This window comes from Pseudomonas sp., assembly GCF_035512415.1.
Taxonomy (GTDB): Bacteria; Pseudomonadota; Gammaproteobacteria; order Pseudomonadales; family Pseudomonadaceae; genus Aquipseudomonas.
This window is the reverse complement of record NZ_DATKDZ010000034.1, coordinates 61,090-79,335: the sequence shown is the minus strand read 5'-3', so window position 1 is coordinate 79,335 and position 18,246 is coordinate 61,090. Positions and strand designations below refer to the sequence as shown.

The window sequence follows — 18,246 nt, the reverse complement described above, 5'->3', positions numbered from 1 at the left end:
CTAGAAAATGTAATCGGTGGTCAGAAAGCTCGATTCGCGGTTGCGGATGATCTCACTGACCAGCGCCTTGTTGCTTTCCTGGAACTTGGTCGCCACCAGGGTGCGGATGGAAAACACCCGCAGCGCGTCATGCACCGACAGGGTGCCCTCTGCCGAGTTCTTGCGCCCGTTGAAGGGGAAGCTGTCCGGGCCGCGCTGGCACTGGCTGTTGATATTGATCCGCCCCACCTGATTGGCGAAGGCATCCACCAGCCGGCCGACCTGGGCCGAGTCGTTGCCGAAGATGCTCAGCTGCTGGCCGAAGTCGGAATCGAGCACATAGTCGATCACCGTCTGCAGGTCGCGATACGGCACCACCGGCACCAGCGGGCCGAACTGCTCCTCCTGATAGACACGCATCTGCGCATTCACCGGATAGAGCAACGCAGGGTAGAAGAACGACTCGCGCGACTCGCCACCGCCGGCATTGACCACCTGCGCACCCTTGGCCACGGCATCAGTCAGCAGGGCCTGCAGGTACTCGCTCTTGCCCGGCTCCGGCAGCGGCGTCAGGGCCACACCCGGCTCCCAGGGCATGCCCGGCTTGAGCGCGGCCAGCCCGGCGCTGAATTTGTCGAGAAAGCTGTCGACCACATCCTCATGGACGAAGAGGATCTTCAGCGCCGTGCAGCGCTGCCCGTTGAACGATAGCGCCCCGGTCAGCGCCTCGCTGACGGCGTTATCCAGGTCGACCTGGGGCAGCACGATGCCCGGATTCTTCGCATCCAGGCCCAGAGCCGCGCGCAGGCGGTGCGGGCGCGGGTGGAGCTTTTTCAGGTCGCTGGCCCCCTTGTGGGTGCCGATAAAGGCGAACACATCAACCTTGCCGCTGGCCATCAGGGCGCTGACGGTTTCCCGGCCGCTGCCGTAGATCACGTTGATCACCCCGGCCGGGAAGCTGTCGCGAAACGCCTCCAGCAGCGGGCGAATCAGCAGCACGCCGAACTTGGCCGGTTTGAACACCACGGTATTGCCCATGATCAGCGCCGGGATCAGGGTGGTGAAGGTCTCGTTCAACGGGTAGTTGTAGGGGCCCATGCACAGGGTCACGCCCAGTGGCACGCGGCGGATCTGGCCGAGGGTATCCTGCTCCAGCTCGAAGCGGCTGGAGCGACGATCCAGCTCCTTCAGCGCCTCGATGGTGTCGACGATGTAATCGCAGGTACGGTCGAACTCCTTTTCCGAGTCCTTGAGGTTCTTGCCGATCTCCCACATCAGCAGCTTGACCACCGCACTGCGCTGCTCACGCATGCGCCCGAGAAAGGCCTCCACATGCTGGATGCGCTCGGCCACCCGCATATTCGGCCACTGCCCCTGGCCATTGGCATAGGCACGCACCGCGGCATCCAGGGCCGCCAGCGCCGCTTCGGCATCCAGGCGCGGCGTGCTGCCGAGAATCACCTGCTTATCACCCTCCTCGCTGGCCAGAAATACCGGGCTGCGCACCGCAGCCAAGGGGCCCTCCCAGGTGCGCAACTGACCATCGACCAGGTACTCGCGCTGCTCGATGGGCGCGTCGGGGCGGTAGGCTTCGGGAATCTCGGCCAGGGTGGGAAACAGCGTGTCGAGACGTTTAGGCGCGGTCATGGCGTTCACTCCTTTCAAGGGATACGGCATCGGCGCAGTAGGCGGCGCGCCCCTGCAGAGCCTCTTCGATGCGCAACAGCTGGTTGTACTTGCCCACCCGGTCGGAGCGACACAAGGAGCCGGTCTTGATCTGCCCGGCGCACGTGGCCACCGCCAGGTCGGCAATGGTGGTGTCTTCGGTTTCACCGGAGCGGTGGGAAATCACCGCCCGGTAGCCAGCATCCTGAGCCATGCGAATGGCAGCGAAGGTTTCGCTGAGGCTGCCGATCTGGTTGAACTTGATCAGAATCGCATTACCGATGCCGCGCTCGATACCTTCCTTGAGAATCTTGCTGTTGGTAACAAATAGATCATCCCCCACCAACTGCACTTGCTGCCCCAGGCGCTCGGTCAGGTAGGCCCAGCCCTCCCAGTCGCTTTCGTCCATGCCGTCTTCGATGGAGCTGATCGGGTAACGCTGGCACAACCCCGCCAGGTAATCGGCGAAGCCCCGGGAATCGAAGGAGCGATCCTCCCCGGCCAGTACATAGCGGCCGTCGTGATAGAACTCCGAGGCCGCGCAATCCAGGGCCAAAACAAAGTCCCGACCGAGGCGGTAGCCGGCGCGCAGCACCGCTTCCTCGATCACCACCAGCGCCTCTTCGTTACTGGCCAGCGAAGGGGCAAAACCGCCCTCATCGCCCACCGCCGTGCTCAGGCCACGCTCGCGCAGCACCTGCTTGAGGCTATGGAACACCTCCGCGCCCATGCGCAGCGCCTCGCCGAACGAGGCCGCCCCCACCGGCTGGATCATAAATTCCTGGATATCCACGTTATTGTCGGCGTGCTCGCCGCCATTGAGGATATTCATCATCGGCAGCGGCAGGCTGAAGCGCCCGGGCTGGCCATAAAGCGCCGCCAGGTGCTCGTACAGCGGCAGGTTCTGCGCGGCGGCAGCCGCCTTGGCGCAGGCCAGGGAGACCGCGAGAATCGCATTGGCCCCCAGCGCGCTTTTGCTCTCAGTGCCGTCCAACTCGATCATCGCCGCATCGACTGCGCCTTGCTGCATTGCATCGAGACCCAGCACGGCGTCGCGGATCGCGCCGTTGACATTGGCCACTGCACGCAGCACGCCCTTGCCGTGGTAACGCGCGGCGTTATCGCGCAGTTCGAGCGCCTCGCGGCTACCGGTGGAAGCCCCCGAGGGCACGCTGGCAACGCCCACCGCGCCACCGGCCAGCGTCACCACCGCTTCGACGGTCGGATTGCCCCGCGAATCGAGAATTTCCCGCGCACTGACCTGGCGGATCAGGCTATTGCCGATGGCCTGGGCTGCCCCAGGAAAGCCGCCAGACTGCACAGCGCCGGGCGCACCCGCGAGCAGCTCACGCTGTTCGGCATAGGCCTCGCGAAAATCGAAATCCCGCGGCCACTTCGGCTCGCCAGGGTTGCTGGAATCGTTCATGGTTGCTTCCTCGCTTAACAAATGCTGTCGCCCACGCGGATCACCCGCAGGCAGTTGGTGCCACCCTGGGCATGGCTGTGATCGCCGCGGGAAATCAGCACGTGATCACCCTCGGCCACCACGCCACGGCACAGCAGCTCGTCGACCGCGCGGCCGTTGACCTCGGCCAGAGGAAAACTGTCGCTGTCGAATGGAATGGTCTGCACCCCGCGAAACAGCGCCACGCGGTTCTGCGTGCGCGGGTTGCGCGAGAAGGCATAGATAGGCAGGTGCGAGCGGATCCGCGACATCAGCCGCGGCGTGTCGCCGCTTTCGGTCATGCAGATGATCGCCTTGACCCCATGCAGGTGATTGGCGGTGTACATGGCGGCCATGGCAATCGACTCGTCGATGCGGTGAAACTGCTCGTCCATGCGGTGCTTGGAGCGATGAGCCAGGGGATGCTTCTCCGCGCCGATGATGACCCGGCGCATGGCCTGCACGGTTTCCACCGGGTAGGCCCCGGCGGCGGTCTCGGCCGAGAGCATCACCGCATCGGTGCCATCGAGCACGGCGTTGGCCACATCGAACACTTCGGCGCGGGTCGGCATCGACTGGCTGATCATCGACTCCATCATCTGCGTGGCGGTGATCACCAGCCGATTGCAACTGCGGGCGCGCTCGATGATCAGCTTCTGCACCGCCACCAGCTCGGCATCGCCGATCTCCACGCCGAGGTCGCCGCGGGCCACCATTACCCCTTCGGACGCCAGGATGATGGCATCCAGGATCTGCAGGTCATTGACCGTTTCCGCCCGCTCGATCTTGGCGATCAGGCCGGCCTCGCCACCCGCCTCGCGCAGCAAGCGACGGGCCTGGTGGATATCCTCGGCATCGCGCGGGAAGGACACCGCCAGGTAGTCGACCTGCATGGCCGCGGCGGTCTTGATATCTTCGCAGTCTTTCTCGGTCAGGGCCGCCGCCGACAGGCCGCCACCCTTGCGGTTGATGCCCTTGTTGTTGGACAGCGGCCCGCCCACCAGCACCTCGCAGAGCAGGCGACTGCCTTCCACCGACCGCACTTCCAGCTCGATGCGGCCATCGTCCAGCAGCAGGATATCGCCGGGGCGGCTGTCGTCGACCAGGGCCAGGTAATCGATGCCCACCGCCTGCTCGTCGCCGGCATTCTTGTCGAGGCGCGCATCGAGGCAGAAGGACTGCCCCTTGAGCAACTGCACCTTGCCCCGAGCGAAGCGGGCGATACGAATCTTCGGCCCCTGCAGGTCTGCCAGCACCGCAACGAAACGCCCCTGCCGACGCGCCGCTTCCCGCACCAGACGCGCCCGCTCGATATGCTCGGCGGCGCTGCCGTGGGAGAAATTCAGGCGCACCACGTCCACCCCCGCCTCGACCAAAGCCTCGATCGCCTCAGGGCTTTCGGTAGCCGGCCCCAGGGTGGCCACGATTTTCGTTCTACGACGCATAGCTCAGGTTCCTCGACAGCGTTTTTTGGGGGAAAGGGGGGTAACCACAGGGCAAGCGGCAAACCCGGCCGACACCCCGAGAAACAGCGCCAGGAGAGCGGAAAGCTTGTTGCTTTAACCAATTGCGCTATTTTTACTCGGACAAAACAGATACATCAAGACTAAATGTTGTAATAAAACAACATTTAGTCTTGATGTGATAAGCCGATGCGCAAAACCCCAGTACCCATGCTGGGCAGAGACTTGTCGAAGGGGGTAAAGAGTCGAAACGTCGGGGCTGGAAACCTTTCAGCCCAGCTGCGCACTCAGCTGCAACAACGCTTCCTGCCCAGGCTGCAGAGTCAGGCTGTCGGCGGCGCAACAGGCGGCCTGAACACTGAGAAAGCCCAGCGCCTCGCTCCAGCCGACATCGGTCAGGGGGCGGCTGCCGGGATGCCAGATCACGCTGTTGGCAGCGCCATGGGTATTGATCGACAGGCTGCGTTGCCAGGCTAGGTCCTGCAGTTGCAAAAGCCCACCACGCCGAAAGATGCGGTGGCAACCATCCTCGACTCGCAATGCGCCGCGCTGTTGGCAGGCGGCGCGGCGGAGCAGGTCATGGCCATGCGCGCCATCCAGGCCGAGCACGGTCACCCGCACCACATCGCTGACACGCCAATAGGCATGCAGGGCATGGCTCAACTGGCAGGGTTCGCTGTCCTGATGGCTGCTGCGCAGACGCAGGTGCATGCCCTCGCCCAGTTCGGCCTCCAGGGTCACCTGCCAGTCGCACAGCTGCAGTTGCCAGCGCAGGCGCACGCCCTGCTCGTCCACCGTGCAATCGAGCAGCTCCCAATCACTGAGCCGCGCCCAGCCATGGGATGGCCAGCCGCTTTCGCTGGGATGCCGGCCAAACCAGGGCCAGCACACCGGCACCCCACCGCGAATCGCCCCGCCGCGCTGCCAGTGACTGGCGCACCAGAGCCAGGGGCGCTGGCCTCGCGGCTGAAAATGCAGAAGCTGGCCGCCCTGACGGCTGAATGCCGCCTGAAAACGCGGGTGTTCGATCAACAACAGCTCGCGCTCCTGATGGGTTACCCAGCGCAGGGTTTGCCCGCCACCCGGCACAAACAACCCGGCCAGGGGGTGCTCTGCAGCAGCCCCTGGCCGAGTGGTAGCCGGCGCGGATACGCGCCGTGGTTTAGCCGGTAGCATCAACCCGCCTCGGCTTCACAGCGCCGCGCGCCCTGTTATTTCCACCAGTATTCGACCTGTACGCCGAAGTTGGAGCCATGCCGGGCATTCTCGAAGGCACCGCTGTCGGATAGCGCCGAACCCGCCGCCTGCAGACTTGCCGCACGCTGCGCTGCCTTGTTCCAGCTGGCATAGGTGTAATACAGGCGGATTTCCGGGCGCGCCCAGAAGTCCTGGCCGGCGGGCGACCAGGTCGGGGCCACGGTGAACTTGGTCAGCTTGCGCGTGCCGTCAGTGGCATCGACCTGATCGTGACCCAACTCGCCGACCAGCTTGAACTGCTCAGTAAAGGCATAACTGGTACGCCCACCCACCGACAGCCAGTTCTGGTCGTCGCCATCGGGACGCACATCCTTCTGGTAGACGAACTGCGCCTGGCCGCCCCAGCGTGGCGTGGCCTGCCAGTTGTAGATTTCCACCAGGCGATAGCTCTTGTTGTCGTCATCCAGGGTCACATCGCCGGTGTAGCCCAGGCCGGTGCCGGGGCCCTGGCCGTACTGCAGGGCCAGGGTATTGCTGCCGCCGAGAAAATCGGCCTGCTTATGCTGCGCGGTCAGCGCCCAGCCGCTGTTGGCATCGGTGCTGTCGGGCTTGTCGATAAAGCTCAGGCCGAACTCCAGCTCGCCGCCCGGATTGGGCTTGAAGCCGGCGACGTTGAAGTCGTGGCGGTTGATATAGGGTTCCTGGAAGTAGCTGTCCTTGCGCGAGAAGGCGTAGCTGTATTTCAGCCCGCCCAGCTCGTAGTCCTCGATACCGGCACCGGTGCCGCTCTGGTTCCAGTAGAAGAAATCGCTGATATGAATATCGTTACGCTTGTAGAACCGCCGCCCGGCCCACAGCGAGCCGCCGTTAAGCGCTGGCACCTTGCTCCACTCGGCGTACATCTGGTTCATCCGCGCGAAACCGTAATCGCCGGTAAATTTCGGCGTATGGCCATAGGCGTTGTACAGCTGCGCCATGCCCTCGACGCTGACCACCGAGCCGTCGTCCAGGCTCAGCAGATCCTGGCGCAGATCCAGCTCCATATACTGCTCGCACTCGTTACCCAGGCGGTATTTGCTCTGCGCGCCAGGCAACTGGAAGCACGACTGGGTGCCGCCGTTGGACGAACCACCGGCACCGCTACGCACATACCCGGAAAACTCCAGGGCCTGTACCTGAGGTGCGGCCAGGGCCAGGGCAAGCAGGAAAGGTGCGCCACCGGCGATACGCGACGAGGGCATGTTGAGACTGATCTTCATGGCTGCTCCTAATTGTTTTTATTGTGTGAAGTACTGCGGTTAACCGCCGCAGTGGCGGGTTTTACTCAGGTAGTTGCGGTGTGCATGGACGAGTTCGTGGGTAGGTTGGCGCTGAGCTTGCGAAGCCCAACAAGGGACCGCGCAACGCTCTGTTGGGCTTCGTGCCTCAACCCAACCTACCGGCTAGCCACGCTTTAACTGGGCGACCTTGTGCTCAGCCGTTTGCGGCTTTCCCGGCAACAGGCGCTCGCCGCTCTGGGCATCGAACAACAACACCTTGCTCGGATCGAACTGCAGCTCCAGGGTCTGCCCCACCTGCGGCGCATCGTCCGGAGCCAGACGGCAGCAGACCTTGGTCTGGTTCAGTTCGACAAACACCAGGGTGTCCGGCCCGGTGGGCTCGATGACCTCGACCTCGGCACGAATCGACGATTGATTGCGGCTCTCGGCCGTGGCCAGAAGGATCTGCTCGGGACGAATGCCGAGGATCACTTCGCGGTTCTCGAAGCCCGCCTCCATCGCGCCCAGGGGCAGCTCGCAACGGGCCTGACCACTATCGAGTAGAGCCAGCAACTGACCGTCGCGACGCTGCAGGCGCAGGGGAATAAAGTTCATCGGCGGCGAGCCAATAAAGCTCGCCACAAACAGATTGGCCGGGTCGTTGTAGATCTGCTTGGGGGTGCCGAACTGCTGGATGATGCCGTCCTTCATCACCGCCACCTTATCGCCCAGGGTCATGGCCTCGATCTGGTCGTGGGTGACATACACCGTGGTGGTCTTCAGGCGCTGGTGCATCAGTTTGATTTCGGTGCGCATCTCCACCCGCAGCTTGGCGTCGAGGTTGGACAGCGGCTCGTCGAACAGGTAGATCTTCGGCCGCCGCGCCAACGCTCGGCCCATGGCCACGCGCTGCTGCTGGCCGCCGGACAGCTGACCGGGCTTGCGCGCCAGCAGATGCTCGATCTGCAGCAGCTTGGCCACCCGCGCCACTTCTTCCTCGATGGCCGCGGGGGCCATCTTGCGCATCTTCAGGCCGAAGGAGATGTTGTCCTTCACGGTCATGGTCGGGTACAGCGCATAGGACTGAAAGACCATGGCGATATCACGGTCCTTGGGGCTCATGCCGCTGATGTCCTGATCGTCGACCAGGATCGCCCCGCCGCTGATTTCTTCCAGCCCGGCGATGCAGTTCATCAAGGTGGACTTACCGCAACCCGAGGGCCCGACCAGAATCAGAAACTCGCCGGACTCGATGGAAATCTCGATGTTCTTCAGGGTGTCCGCCAGGCCGCTGCCGTAGGACTTGTTGACGTTGCGCAGTTCGAGGGTTGCCATAATCGTTCTCCTAACCTTTGACCGCGCCGGCTGTTAGCCCGCGCAGGAAATATTTGCCAGCCAGGATGTACACCACCAGGGTTGGCAGGCCGGCGATCATCGCCGCGGCCATATCGACGTTGTATTCCTTGGCCCCGGTGCTGGTGTTGACCAGGTTGTTCAGGGCCACGGTGATCGGCTGGGTATCGCCGCTGGCGAACACCACGCCAAAGAGGAAGTCGTTCCAGATCTGGGTGAACTGCCAGATCAGGCAGACCATGATGATCGGCGTCGACATCGGCAGCAGAATGCGCCCGAAGATGGTGAAGAAGCCCGCCCCATCCAGCCGCGCCGCCCGCACCAGAGCATCCGGGATGCTCACGTAGTAGTTGCGGAAGAACAGCGTGGTAAAGGCCATGCCGTAGACCACATGGATCAGCACCAGGCCGCTGGTGGTATTGGCCAGGCCAAGATGCCCCAGGGTGAAGGACGCCGGCAGCAGCACCACCTGGAACGGCAGAAAGCAGCCGAACAGCAGCAAGCCGAAGAACAGCTGCGAGCCGCGAAAGCGCCACATGGCCAGCACATAACCGTTCAGCGCACCGATCACGGTGGAAATCAGCACCGCCGGGATGGTGATCTTCACCGAGTTCCAGAAGTAACCGCCGACGCCGTCCCAGGCCTTGAGCCAGCCGATGGCGGTAAACATCTCCGGCCAGGAGAGCAGGTTGCCGGTGCGGATGTCTTCCGGGCTCTTGAAGCTGGTCAGCAGCATGATGATCAGTGGAATCAGATAGACCGCGCAGGCCGCCAGCAGGGTGGCGTAGATGGCCACGCGACTCAGGCTAATAGCCCTCATCCGGCGCTGCGCGACGTTCGCGTTAATGGCACGACTAGTCATGGCGTTTGCCTCGCAGTTCGGAATACAGATAGGGCACCAGGATCGCCAGCACCGCGCCGAGCATCAGGATCGCACTGGCTGCGCCGAGGCCCATCTGGCCGCGGGTAAAGGTGTGGGCGTACATAAACATCGCCGGCAGATCGGAGGCATAGCCGGGGCCGCCAGCGGTCATCGAGGCCACCAGGTCGAAACTCTTGATCGCGATATGGGCGAGGATCATCAGCGAGCTGAAGAACACCGGACCCAGGCTCGGTAGGACGATACGCAGGTAGATATTCGGCAGGCTGGCCCCGTCGACCTGGGCGGCGCGGATAATCGACTGATCGACCCCACGCAACCCCGCCAGAAACAGCGCCATAACAAAGCCCGAGGCCTGCCAGACCGCGGCGATCACCAGGCAGTAGACCACCCGATCGGGGTCCACCAGCCAGTCGAAACGGAAACCTTCCCAGCCCCAGTCGCGCAGCATCTTGTCGATGCCCAGGCCAGGGTTGAGCAGCCACTTCCAGGCGGTACCGGTGACGATCATCGACAGCGCCATGGGATACAGAAAGATGGTGCGGATAAAGCCTTCGCGGCGGATGCGCTGATCCAGCAGCACCGCCAGCAGCACGCCGATCACCAGGCTGATACCGATAAACAGCCCGCCGAAGACCATCAGGTTCTTGCTCGCCACCCACCAGCGGTCGTTGTCCAGCAGACGCGCGTACTGCTGCAAGCCAACCCAGCTGTAACTGGGCATAAAACGCGAGCTGGTAAACGACAGGACAAAGGTCCAGAGGATGTAGCCGTAGAAGCCGACCATGATGATCAGCATGCTCGGTGCCAGCACCAGCTTGGGCAGCCAGCGTTGCAGCGCATCCAGCTTTGATGCCTTGGTGAAAACTGCGGTTGAACTCATGGGTAACTCCATTGCGACAACGATGGAAACAAGCCCCCTCTCCCTCGGGAGAGGGTTGGGGTGAGGGGTAGCGATACACCGGAAAATCCGAGTCGCCCCCTTCCCTCACCCCCAGCCCCTCTCCCGGAGGGAGAGGGGAGCAAAACGCGGCGCAGCCGATCCCACTGGTGCATCCGTTTGGCGATGCACCATGGTCATAAAGGGGTACTGATAGCCGCCGGCGAACCGGCGACCGAGCGGGCCTTACTGCACGGCCTGGATGGCCGCGGCCAGCTGCTGGGCAGCCTTTTGCGGGTCGGCCTTGGAGTCGTTGAAGAAGTTGGTCACCACGTCAAACACCGCGCCCTGCACATAGCTGGAGGCGGCCATACCGTGGGCCAGGCTCGGCTGCAGGCCACCATTGCCGGCGGCTTCCTTGAAGTCGGCCATGGATTGCTGGGCACAAGCGTCGAAGCTGCTCATGTCCTGGTCCAGACGAACCGGGATAGAGCCCTTGTTCTGGTTGAAGAACTGCTGGAACTCCGGCTCCATCACGGTGCGCGCCAGGTCTTCCTGGGCCTTGCGGTTTTCCGCATTGCTCAGCTTGAACATGGCCAGGGAATCGATGTTGTAGGCGAAGCTGCCCTTGGTACCGGGGAACGGCAGGCACTGGTAGTCCTCACCGGCGATCTTGCCGGCAGCGGTCCACTCGCTCTTGGCCCAATCGCCCATGATCTGCATGCCGGCCTTGCCGTTGATAACCATGGCGGTGGCGCTGTTCCAGTCACGCCCGGCGGCGTTGGCATCGACATAGCCGCGCAGCTTCTGCAGGGCGGCGAACACTTCGACCATCTTGGCGCTGGTCAGCACGGACTCGTCCAGCTCGACGAAGGCCTTGCGGAAGTCATCCGGGCCAAGCACGGCCAGGGCCAGGTCTTCGAACACGGTGCTGTCCTGCCAAGGCTGGCCACCGTGGGCCAGGGGCATAAAGCCGGCGGCCTGGAGTTTTTCCGCGGCGGCGAAGAATTCGTCGAGGGTGGTCGGCGGCGTGGCACCGGCCTTGGCGAACACCTCGGGGTTGATCCACAGCCAGTTGACCCGATGCACATTGACCGGCACGGCCACGTAGTCGCCGCCGAACTGCATCACCTCGATCACCTGAGGTGGCAGCAGCTCGTCCCAGCCATTCTGTTCGGCGACCTGATTGAGGTCGGCGAGCAGACCCAGCTCGCCCCACTCCTGAATGTCCGGGCCCTTGATCTGCGCGGCGGCAGGCGGGTTGCCGGATACGGCGCGGGTTTTCAGTACGGTCATGGCCGCTTCACCACCGCCACCGGCGACGGCGAAGTCCTTCCAGGTGTGGCCCTTGTCTTCGACCAGTTTTTGCAGGGTATCGGCGGCGCGCTTTTCACCACCGGAGGTCCACCAGTGCAGCACTTCGACTTCGCCGGCATGGGCAGCCAGCGGCAGCAGGGAGACGAGGGAGATAGCAGTAGCCAGGCGGGAGATCGCATTCATGAGCAGTAGTACCTTTATTGTTGTTATTCACGGACAAGTCTGGTGCTTGCGCTGGAATCGAGTCTAACCAAGGGTCATTGCCCGGCGGGTAACGAAGGGATGCGCAAAGGTCACGGGATGGTTACATAAGCAGACCGCCATCGCGCCACATGGATCCCTACGCAAAACGCGGTAATACCAGGGTCACCCGCAGGCCGCCCTCGCGCAGGTTGCGCAGGCTTACCTCGCCGCCGTGGGTATGGGCGATATTGCGTGCGATGCCCAGGCCCAGGCCGTAGCCCTGCTGCTGCCCGGCCAGGCGGAAATGCGGCTCGAACACCTGTTCCAGGCGCTGCTCGGGCACCCCCGGGCCTTCGTCGTCGACATGCAGGACAAAGGCCTGGTCGTCGTCCTCGATATACAGATGGGCGCGTTCGCCGTATTTCAGCGCGTTGTCCACCAGGTTGCCGATGCAGCGCTTGAGTGCCAGGGGCTTGCCCGGGTAAGCAGCCAGCGCCTGACCGGCCAGGGTCACCCGGCCGTTGCCCTGGGGTGCCAGGTAGGGCTCGATCACACAGTTAAGCAACTGGTTGAGTTCCACCGGCTCGATATTCTCGTGGATATCGGTGTCCTTGACGCATTGCAGTGCGCCCTTGACCAGCATTTCCAGCTCGTCGAGGTCGCGACCGAACTTGGCCTGCACGGCTTCATCGTCGAGCAGTTCGACGCGCAGACGCAGGCGAGTGATGGGGGTGCGCAAGTCATGGGAAATGGCGCTGAACAGCTGGCTGCGCTCGCGCAGGTAGCGGCCGATACGTTCGCGCATGGCATTGAACGCCCGACTGACCTCCACCACCTCGCTGCCGCCCGCCTCGGCCAGCGGCTCGACGTCGCTGCCCAGAGACATTTCCCGCGCCGCCACCGCCAGACGCTTGAGCGGCCGGCTCTGCCAGTGCACCAGGATGCCGATAAACAGCAGCAGAAAACTGCTGGTGAGGATGATAAACCACAGCTGCTGGGCCGGCAGACCCTGCTGCTCCAGGCTGACATAGGGCTCGGGCATCAAGGACGCGAGGTACAGCCATTCGCCCGGTGCGATCTGGATCTGCGTCACCAGCACCGGCGGATTGAGCGGTTCCAGGCTCAGGGCGTAATGGGCCCAGGAGCGCGGCAGCTCGTCGAGTTTCAAGGCGTTGTTGAAGATGCGCAGGTCTTCCGGGCTGACAAATTGCACCAGCAGGTCCAGGTCATTGCCCAGACGCTCGCGCAGGGTTGCATCCACCGCATCCAGCACCGCGCGCTTGCGCGGCGTCTGTGGCAGCACGCGCATTTCCAACGGATTGTCGTTAAGCGAAACGAAGAAGCGCGTACCGCCCATATTGCGCAACTGATCGAGCACCAGCGGCCGGTAGCCCAGGGGCAGCGAGCGGAAATAGCTGACGCTGGCGGCCATCGACTGGGCCAGGCTGCGCGAGCTGGTCAGCAGGCCTTCCACCTGGCTGGCGCGCAGCTGCGAAACCCAGATCAGACTGGACAGGGCCTGGGCCAGCAACACCACCAGCAGAGTCAGCAGCAGCATACGCCCGAGCAGCGAGCGCGGTATCGGCAACCACTTGCGCAGGTTAAACATGGCCCTAGACATGGTTATAGGGCGTAACCGCCGCCGCCAACTGGTAGCCGCTGCCGCGCACGGTGCGGATCAAACGCGCCGGCTTTTCGGTATCACGCAGACGCTGGCGCAGGCGGCTGACCGCCATATCGACGATGCGTTCCAGCGGCATCACCTCGCGACCGCGGGTGGCGTTGCCGATGGTGTCGCGGTCGAGGATCTGCTGCGGGTGGTCGAGAAACAGCTTGAGCAGGGCAAAGTCGGCACCGGAGAGGATCACCTCCTCGCCATCAGCATGAAACAAGCGGTGGCTGACCATATCCAGCCGCCACTCGTCGAAAGCCAGCACCTCGTTACCGCGCTCCTGGGTGAAGTGCGCACGGCGCAGCAGCGCCTTGATCCGCGCCAGCAACTCGCGCGGGCTGAAGGGCTTGCCCAGGTAATCGTCGGCCCCCAGCTCCAGGCCGATCACCCGGTCGGTTTCATCCGAGCTGGCGGTGAGCATGATGATCGGCACCTGGGCAAAACGCTGATGCTCGCGCACCCAACGGCAGAGGCTGAAGCCATCCTCGTCGGGCAGCATCACATCGAGAATCACCAGATCCGCCGTCTCAGCGCACAGGCCCTGGCGAAAGCCCGCACCATCGCCGACGGTACGCACCTGAAACCCGGCGCGGCTCAGGTAGGTATGTAGCAATTCGCGAATCTCCTGATCATCGTCGACCAGCAGAATGGATTTACCGGGCTGGCTCATGGTCCGCCGTCCTTATTGTCATGCACTCGCCAAAAATGGCATGTAGATAGCGTTTTGTAGGAGCGGCCCATGGCCGCGAATCGCGGGCATGGGCCGCTCCTACAAGGAATACCTAAGACCGCCCAACCGCCTGCTGCAAAGCCACACCCGCGCCCATCAGCCCCGGGTATTCGGCGGTCACCAGCCATACCGGGATGCCGGCAAAGTAATCACTCATGCAGCCTTTGTCACTGAAGCTTTTGGCAAAACCGCTGGCCAGAAAGAATTCGGCAAAGCGCGGCACCACGCCGCCGACGATATACACCCCGCCGCGCGCGCCCAGGCTCAGCACGTTGTTGCCCGCGGCGCGGCCAAGCCAGACGCAGAACTGTTCCAGCACCGCCATCGCCAGCGCGTCACCGGCCAGCGCCGCGGCCGTGACTTCTGCCGGCGAACTCAAGCGCGCCTCATGCCCATCCAGTGCACAGATCGCGCGGTAGAGCAACAGCAGGCCGCTGCCGCTGAGCACGTCCTCGGCGCGCACATGGCCGAGCTGGCGATACAGCTGCTGCCAGAGTTCGGCCTCGCGCGGGCTGCCGATCGGCAGGTCGACATGACCGCCCTCGCCCGGCAAGGCCAGCCAGCTGCCATCGGCCAGGGCCAGCAGCGTGCCGACCCCAAGGCCAGTGCCGGGGCCGATCACCACGCAGGGCCGCTCGCCCTCAGGCATGCCGGGGCAGACCTGCAGGCATTCGTCATCACGCAGCCGGGTCATACCCAGGGCCATGGCGGAAAAATCGTTGACCAGCAGCAACTCGCGCACCTGCAACTCGCGGCAGAAGGCCGCGCGGCTGATGCGCCAGTGGTTGTTGGTAAAGCGAAACAGGTCGCCGCTGACCGGCCCGGCGCAGGCCAGGCAGACCGAATCCAGCGAACCCGGTGCCAGGTCCAACTCACTCAGATAGGCCTGAATCGCCGCCTCCGGCCCTGGGAAATCGGCGGTGGCCAGCACCCGCACGGATTCCAGCTGGTCGTCGCGCCACAGGGCGAAGCGCGCATTGGTGCCGCCGATATCACCGACCAAGGCCAGCTTCACTGCAGCGATTCCAGGCTGGTGGTGAAGGCGCTTGCGCCCTGCTCTGCCGAGCTGAAGGACTGACGCATAAAGGCGAACAGCTCGCGGCCGCAACCCACGGCATTGTCCAGGGTGCCGCTCGCAGGCGTGCGCGCGGCCAGCTCGGCGTCACTGAGCAGTACGCACAATTCGCCGGTATGACCGTCGAGACGAATCATGTCGCCGTTACGCACCCGCGCCAGCGGCCCGCCGCCATAAGCTTCGGGGCAGACATGGATGGCCGCGGGAATCTTGCCCGAGGCCCCAGACATACGCCCGTCGGTGACCAGCGCCACCTTGAAGCCGCGGTCCTGCAGCACGCCGAGGAAGGGGGTCATCTTGTGCAGCTCCGGCATGCCGTTGCTGCGCGGGCCCTGGAAGCGCATCACCGCAACAAAGTCGCGCTCCAGCTCGCCGGCCTTGAAGGCATCGGCCAGTTGCTGCTGATCCTCGAAGACCAGCGCCGGGGCCTCGACCAGCTGGTGCTCCAGAGCCACGGCGGAGACCTTCATCACCCCGCGACCGAGGTTGCCCTGCATCAGGCGCAAGCCGCCCTCGACGGAGAAGGGATTGGCCACCGGGCGCAGCACGCTTTCATCGTGGCTTTTGCTCGGGCCATCGCGCCAAACCAGCTTGCCGTCCTCGAGGAAGGGTTCGCGGGTATAGCGCGAGAGACCATGACCGGCCACGGTGTTGACGTTTTCGTGCAGCAGCCCGGCATCGAGCAGCTGGCGAATCAGGAAGGCCATGCCGCCGGCCGCCTGGAAGTGGTTGATATCGGCCTTGCCGTTGGGATAGACGTGGGCCAGGGTCGGGGTCACGGCGGACAGGTCAGCCATGTCCTGCCAGGTCAGCTGAATGCCGGCGGCGCGGGCGATGGCTGGCATATGCAGGGTGTGGTTGGTCGAGCCGCCGGTGGCGCTCAGGGCGATGATGGAATTGACCAGGCAGCGCTCGTCGACGATCTCGCCCAGCGGCATAAATTGCCCGCTCTGCTTGGTCAGACGGGTGACCTGCTGCGCCGCCTCGTGGGTCAGGGCATCGCGCAATGGGGTGCCCGGGTTGATAAAGGACGCGCCCGGCAGATGCAGGCCCATCACTTCCATCAACAGCTGGTTGGTGTTGGCGGTGCCGTAGAAGGTGCAGGTGCCGGGGCTGTGGTAGGCGGCCATCTCGGCGGCCAGCAGCTCGTCGCGGGTGGCCTTGCCCTCGGCATAGCGCTGGCGCACATCGGCCTTTTCCTTGTTCGACAGCCCGGACGGCATGGGCCCGGCCGGTACGAACAAGCTCGGCAGATGGCCGAAGCGCAGGGCCCCCATCATCAGGCCGGGGACGATCTTGTCGCAAATCCCCAGGTACAGCGCGGCGTCGAACATGTTGTGCGACAGCGCCACCGCGGTGGCCATGGCGATCACTTCGCGGCTGGCGATGCCCAGCTCCATGCCCGGCTCGCCCTGGGTCACGCCATCGCACATAGCCGGCACGCCGCCGGCGAACTGGCCCACCGAGCCGATTTCGCGCAGGGCCTGTTTGAGCTGCTCCGGGTAATCCTGGTAGGGCTGGTGGGCCGAAAGCATGTCGTTATAAGAAGAAACAATCGCCACGTTGGCCGCATTCATCAGGCGCAGGGTCTGTTTGTCCTCGCTGCCGCAACCGGCCACACCGTGGGCGAAATTGGCGCATTGCAGCTTGCCGCGCTGCGGACCTTCGCTGGCCGCCGCGCGAATCATCGCCAGATAGGGCTCGCGCGTGGCGCGGCTGCGGGCGATCAGGCGGTCGGTTACCTCAAGTACGCGGGGATGCATGTGGTTGACTCCAGGCTGGTGGATGGCAATATTTTGTACTTAATACAAAAATACTGCCACTTAAAACACTTGATTTCTAGGCTTACGGGCATAATCTTGTAATTCCAACAACAAAACAAAGAACGGACCTCAGCCATGACTATCCGCATCGCCATCAACGGCTTCGGCCGTATCGGCCGCAATGTGCTCCGCGCCCTCTACTGCCAAGACTACCGCCAACAGCTGCAGGTGGTCGCCATCAATGACCTGGGCGACAGCGCGATTAATGCCCATCTACTCAAGTACGACAGCGTTCACGGGATTTTTGACGGCAACGTGGAAAGCGATGGCGAAAGCCTCACGGTCAACGGCGACCGCATCGCCGTCAGCGCCATTCGCAACCCGGCCGAGCTGCCCTGGCAGGCGCTCGGGGTGGATGTGGTCTTCGAGTGCACCGGGCTGTTTACCGAACGCAGCAAAGCCGCCGCCCACCTCGCCGCCGGCGCACGCAAGGTAATCATCTCGGCACCGGCCAAGGGGGCCGACGCCACCATCGTCTATGGCGTCAATCACGACATCCTGCGTTCCTCCATGCAGATCATCTCCAACGCCTCCTGCACCACCAACTGCCTGGCCCCGGTGGCCCAGGTGCTGCAGCGCGAGCTGGGCATCGAACACGGTCTGATGACCACCATCCACGCCTACACCAACGATCAGAACCTCTCCGACGTCTACCACAGCGACCCCTACCGGGCGCGCTCGGCGACCCAATCGATGATTCCGACCCAGACCGGTGCCGCCGAAGCGGTGGGCCTGGTACTGCCGGAACTGGCCGGCAAACTGACCGGTATGGCCGTGCGCGTGCCGGTGATCAATGTCTCGCTGGTCGACCTGACCCTGCAGGTCAAGCGCGACACCAGCGCGGAGGAAATCAACCAGCTGCTGCTGAACGCCAGCCGCACCTCGCCGGTGCTGGGCTACAACAACCTGCCGCTGGTGTCCTGCGACTTCAACCACAACCCGCTGTCGTCGATCTTCGACGCCAACCACACCAAGGTCAGCGGCCGGCTGGTAAAAGTCATGGCCTGGTACGACAACGAATGGGGCTTTTCCAACCGCATGCTCGATACCTGCCTGGCGCTATGCAAGGCGGCGTGAGGGTCCGGCGCTGCACGCCCGTAGGAGCGCACTGATAGCGTAGACCCGGAAGACCTGCGACTTCGCAGAAGGGATGGCTCTTGTAGCCCGGATAAGCCTTGGCGCAATCCGGGAAATATGCAGCGGCCGAAGCTGTGCGGGGGGCCTCACATAGCTGATCCGCTATCCATCGCACTCCCGGACTGCGCTTGAGCTTGTCCAGGCTACAGACCCTAGGTCGTGGAGCGTAACCCGGATGCAATCCGGGAA

The 18,246-nt window shown here is 63.7% G+C and carries 14 protein-coding genes; 1 reads left to right on the top strand and 13 read right to left on the bottom strand.

What is annotated here, in order from left to right:
* The 13 genes from VMP31_RS16525 to edd all read right to left on the bottom strand — a co-directional run bounded on the left by VMP31_RS16525 (position 1) and on the right by edd (position 16,860).
* Complete coding sequence (locus VMP31_RS16525; RefSeq protein WP_325508793.1) at positions 1-1,626, bottom strand: NADP-dependent glyceraldehyde-3-phosphate dehydrogenase; 1,626 nt, start codon at positions 1,624-1,626, stop codon at positions 1-3.
* Positions 1,613-3,070: a phosphopyruvate hydratase gene (gene eno / locus VMP31_RS16520; RefSeq protein ID WP_325508792.1), complete on the bottom strand. Its 1,458-nt coding sequence runs from the start codon at positions 3,068-3,070 to the stop codon at positions 1,613-1,615. The genes VMP31_RS16525 and eno overlap by 14 nt, the downstream gene beginning before the upstream one ends.
* Positions 3,071-3,084: 14 nt before the next feature.
* A complete protein-coding gene (gene pyk, locus VMP31_RS16515) occupies positions 3,085-4,533 on the bottom strand; it encodes a pyruvate kinase (RefSeq protein WP_325508791.1) in 1,449 nt (482 codons plus the stop codon).
* A 288-nt stretch (positions 4,534-4,821) separates the two neighbouring features.
* Positions 4,822-5,727, bottom strand: a complete 906-nt coding sequence (locus VMP31_RS16510; RefSeq protein ID WP_325508790.1) for a D-hexose-6-phosphate mutarotase — start codon at positions 5,725-5,727, stop codon at positions 4,822-4,824.
* Positions 5,728-5,762: 35 nt separating this feature from the next.
* A complete protein-coding gene (locus VMP31_RS16505; protein WP_325508789.1) occupies positions 5,763-7,007 on the bottom strand; it encodes a carbohydrate porin in 1,245 nt (414 codons plus the stop codon).
* Between the two features lie 183 nt (positions 7,008-7,190).
* A complete protein-coding gene (locus VMP31_RS16500; protein WP_325508788.1) occupies positions 7,191-8,342 on the bottom strand; it encodes an ABC transporter ATP-binding protein in 1,152 nt (383 codons plus the stop codon).
* Between the two features lie 10 nt (positions 8,343-8,352).
* Entirely contained in the window at positions 8,353-9,180 is an 828-nt protein-coding gene (locus VMP31_RS16495) for a carbohydrate ABC transporter permease (protein WP_325508826.1), read from the bottom strand.
* Between the two features lie 34 nt (positions 9,181-9,214).
* Positions 9,215-10,123, bottom strand: coding sequence for a sugar ABC transporter permease (locus VMP31_RS16490; protein WP_325508787.1), 909 nt, complete (start codon positions 10,121-10,123; stop codon positions 9,215-9,217).
* A 243-nt stretch (positions 10,124-10,366) separates the two neighbouring features.
* On the bottom strand, positions 10,367-11,620 hold the full coding sequence (locus tag VMP31_RS16485; protein WP_325508786.1) for an ABC transporter substrate-binding protein: 1,254 nt from the start codon (positions 11,618-11,620) through the stop codon (positions 10,367-10,369).
* Between the two features lie 157 nt (positions 11,621-11,777).
* Positions 11,778-13,202 carry an ATP-binding protein gene (locus tag VMP31_RS16480; RefSeq protein ID WP_325508825.1) on the bottom strand — a complete coding sequence of 475 codons (1,425 nt, stop codon included), beginning with the start codon at positions 13,200-13,202 and terminating at the stop codon, positions 11,778-11,780.
* A 31-nt stretch (positions 13,203-13,233) separates the two neighbouring features.
* Complete coding sequence (locus VMP31_RS16475; protein WP_325508785.1) at positions 13,234-13,962, bottom strand: response regulator transcription factor; 729 nt, start codon at positions 13,960-13,962, stop codon at positions 13,234-13,236.
* Positions 13,963-14,074: 112 nt separating this feature from the next.
* Positions 14,075-15,037 (bottom strand): glucokinase, encoded by a 963-nt coding sequence (locus tag VMP31_RS16470; protein WP_325508784.1) that lies wholly within the window; start codon positions 15,035-15,037, stop codon positions 14,075-14,077.
* Positions 15,034-16,860 carry a phosphogluconate dehydratase gene (gene edd, locus VMP31_RS16465; protein WP_325508783.1) on the bottom strand — a complete coding sequence of 609 codons (1,827 nt, stop codon included), beginning with the start codon at positions 16,858-16,860 and terminating at the stop codon, positions 15,034-15,036. The genes VMP31_RS16470 and edd overlap by 4 nt, the downstream gene beginning before the upstream one ends.
* 135 nt (positions 16,861-16,995) lie before the next feature.
* Between edd and gap the strand changes: the two genes are divergently transcribed.
* Complete coding sequence (gap, locus tag VMP31_RS16460) at positions 16,996-17,997, top strand: type I glyceraldehyde-3-phosphate dehydrogenase (RefSeq protein ID WP_325508782.1); 1,002 nt, start codon at positions 16,996-16,998, stop codon at positions 17,995-17,997.
* The last annotated feature ends 249 nt before the right edge of the window (positions 17,998-18,246 follow it).

Excerpts from the sequence above, each read along its gene's own strand:
- VMP31_RS16500 (WP_325508788.1), bottom strand. The coding sequence starts at position 8,342 with ATGGCAACCCTCGAACTGCGCAACGTCAACAAGTCCTACGGCAGCGGC.
- gap (WP_325508782.1), top strand. The coding sequence starts at position 16,996 with ATGACTATCCGCATCGCCATCAACGGCTTCGGCCGTATCGGCCGCAAT.
- eno (WP_325508792.1), bottom strand. The coding sequence starts at position 3,070 with ATGAACGATTCCAGCAACCCTGGCGAGCCGAAGTGGCCGCGGGATTTC.
- VMP31_RS16510 (WP_325508790.1), bottom strand. The coding sequence starts at position 5,727 with ATGCTACCGGCTAAACCACGGCGCGTATCCGCGCCGGCTACCACTCGG.
- VMP31_RS16485 (WP_325508786.1), bottom strand. The coding sequence starts at position 11,620 with ATGAATGCGATCTCCCGCCTGGCTACTGCTATCTCCCTCGTCTCCCTG.
- VMP31_RS16505 (WP_325508789.1), bottom strand. The coding sequence starts at position 7,007 with ATGAAGATCAGTCTCAACATGCCCTCGTCGCGTATCGCCGGTGGCGCA.
- edd (WP_325508783.1), bottom strand. The coding sequence starts at position 16,860 with ATGCATCCCCGCGTACTTGAGGTAACCGACCGCCTGATCGCCCGCAGC.
- VMP31_RS16490 (WP_325508787.1), bottom strand. The coding sequence starts at position 10,123 with ATGAGTTCAACCGCAGTTTTCACCAAGGCATCAAAGCTGGATGCGCTG.
- VMP31_RS16525 (WP_325508793.1), bottom strand. The coding sequence starts at position 1,626 with ATGACCGCGCCTAAACGTCTCGACACGCTGTTTCCCACCCTGGCCGAG.
- VMP31_RS16475 (WP_325508785.1), bottom strand. The coding sequence starts at position 13,962 with ATGAGCCAGCCCGGTAAATCCATTCTGCTGGTCGACGATGATCAGGAG.
- pyk (WP_325508791.1), bottom strand. The coding sequence starts at position 4,533 with ATGCGTCGTAGAACGAAAATCGTGGCCACCCTGGGGCCGGCTACCGAA.
- VMP31_RS16495 (WP_325508826.1), bottom strand. The coding sequence starts at position 9,180 with ATGAGGGCTATTAGCCTGAGTCGCGTGGCCATCTACGCCACCCTGCTG.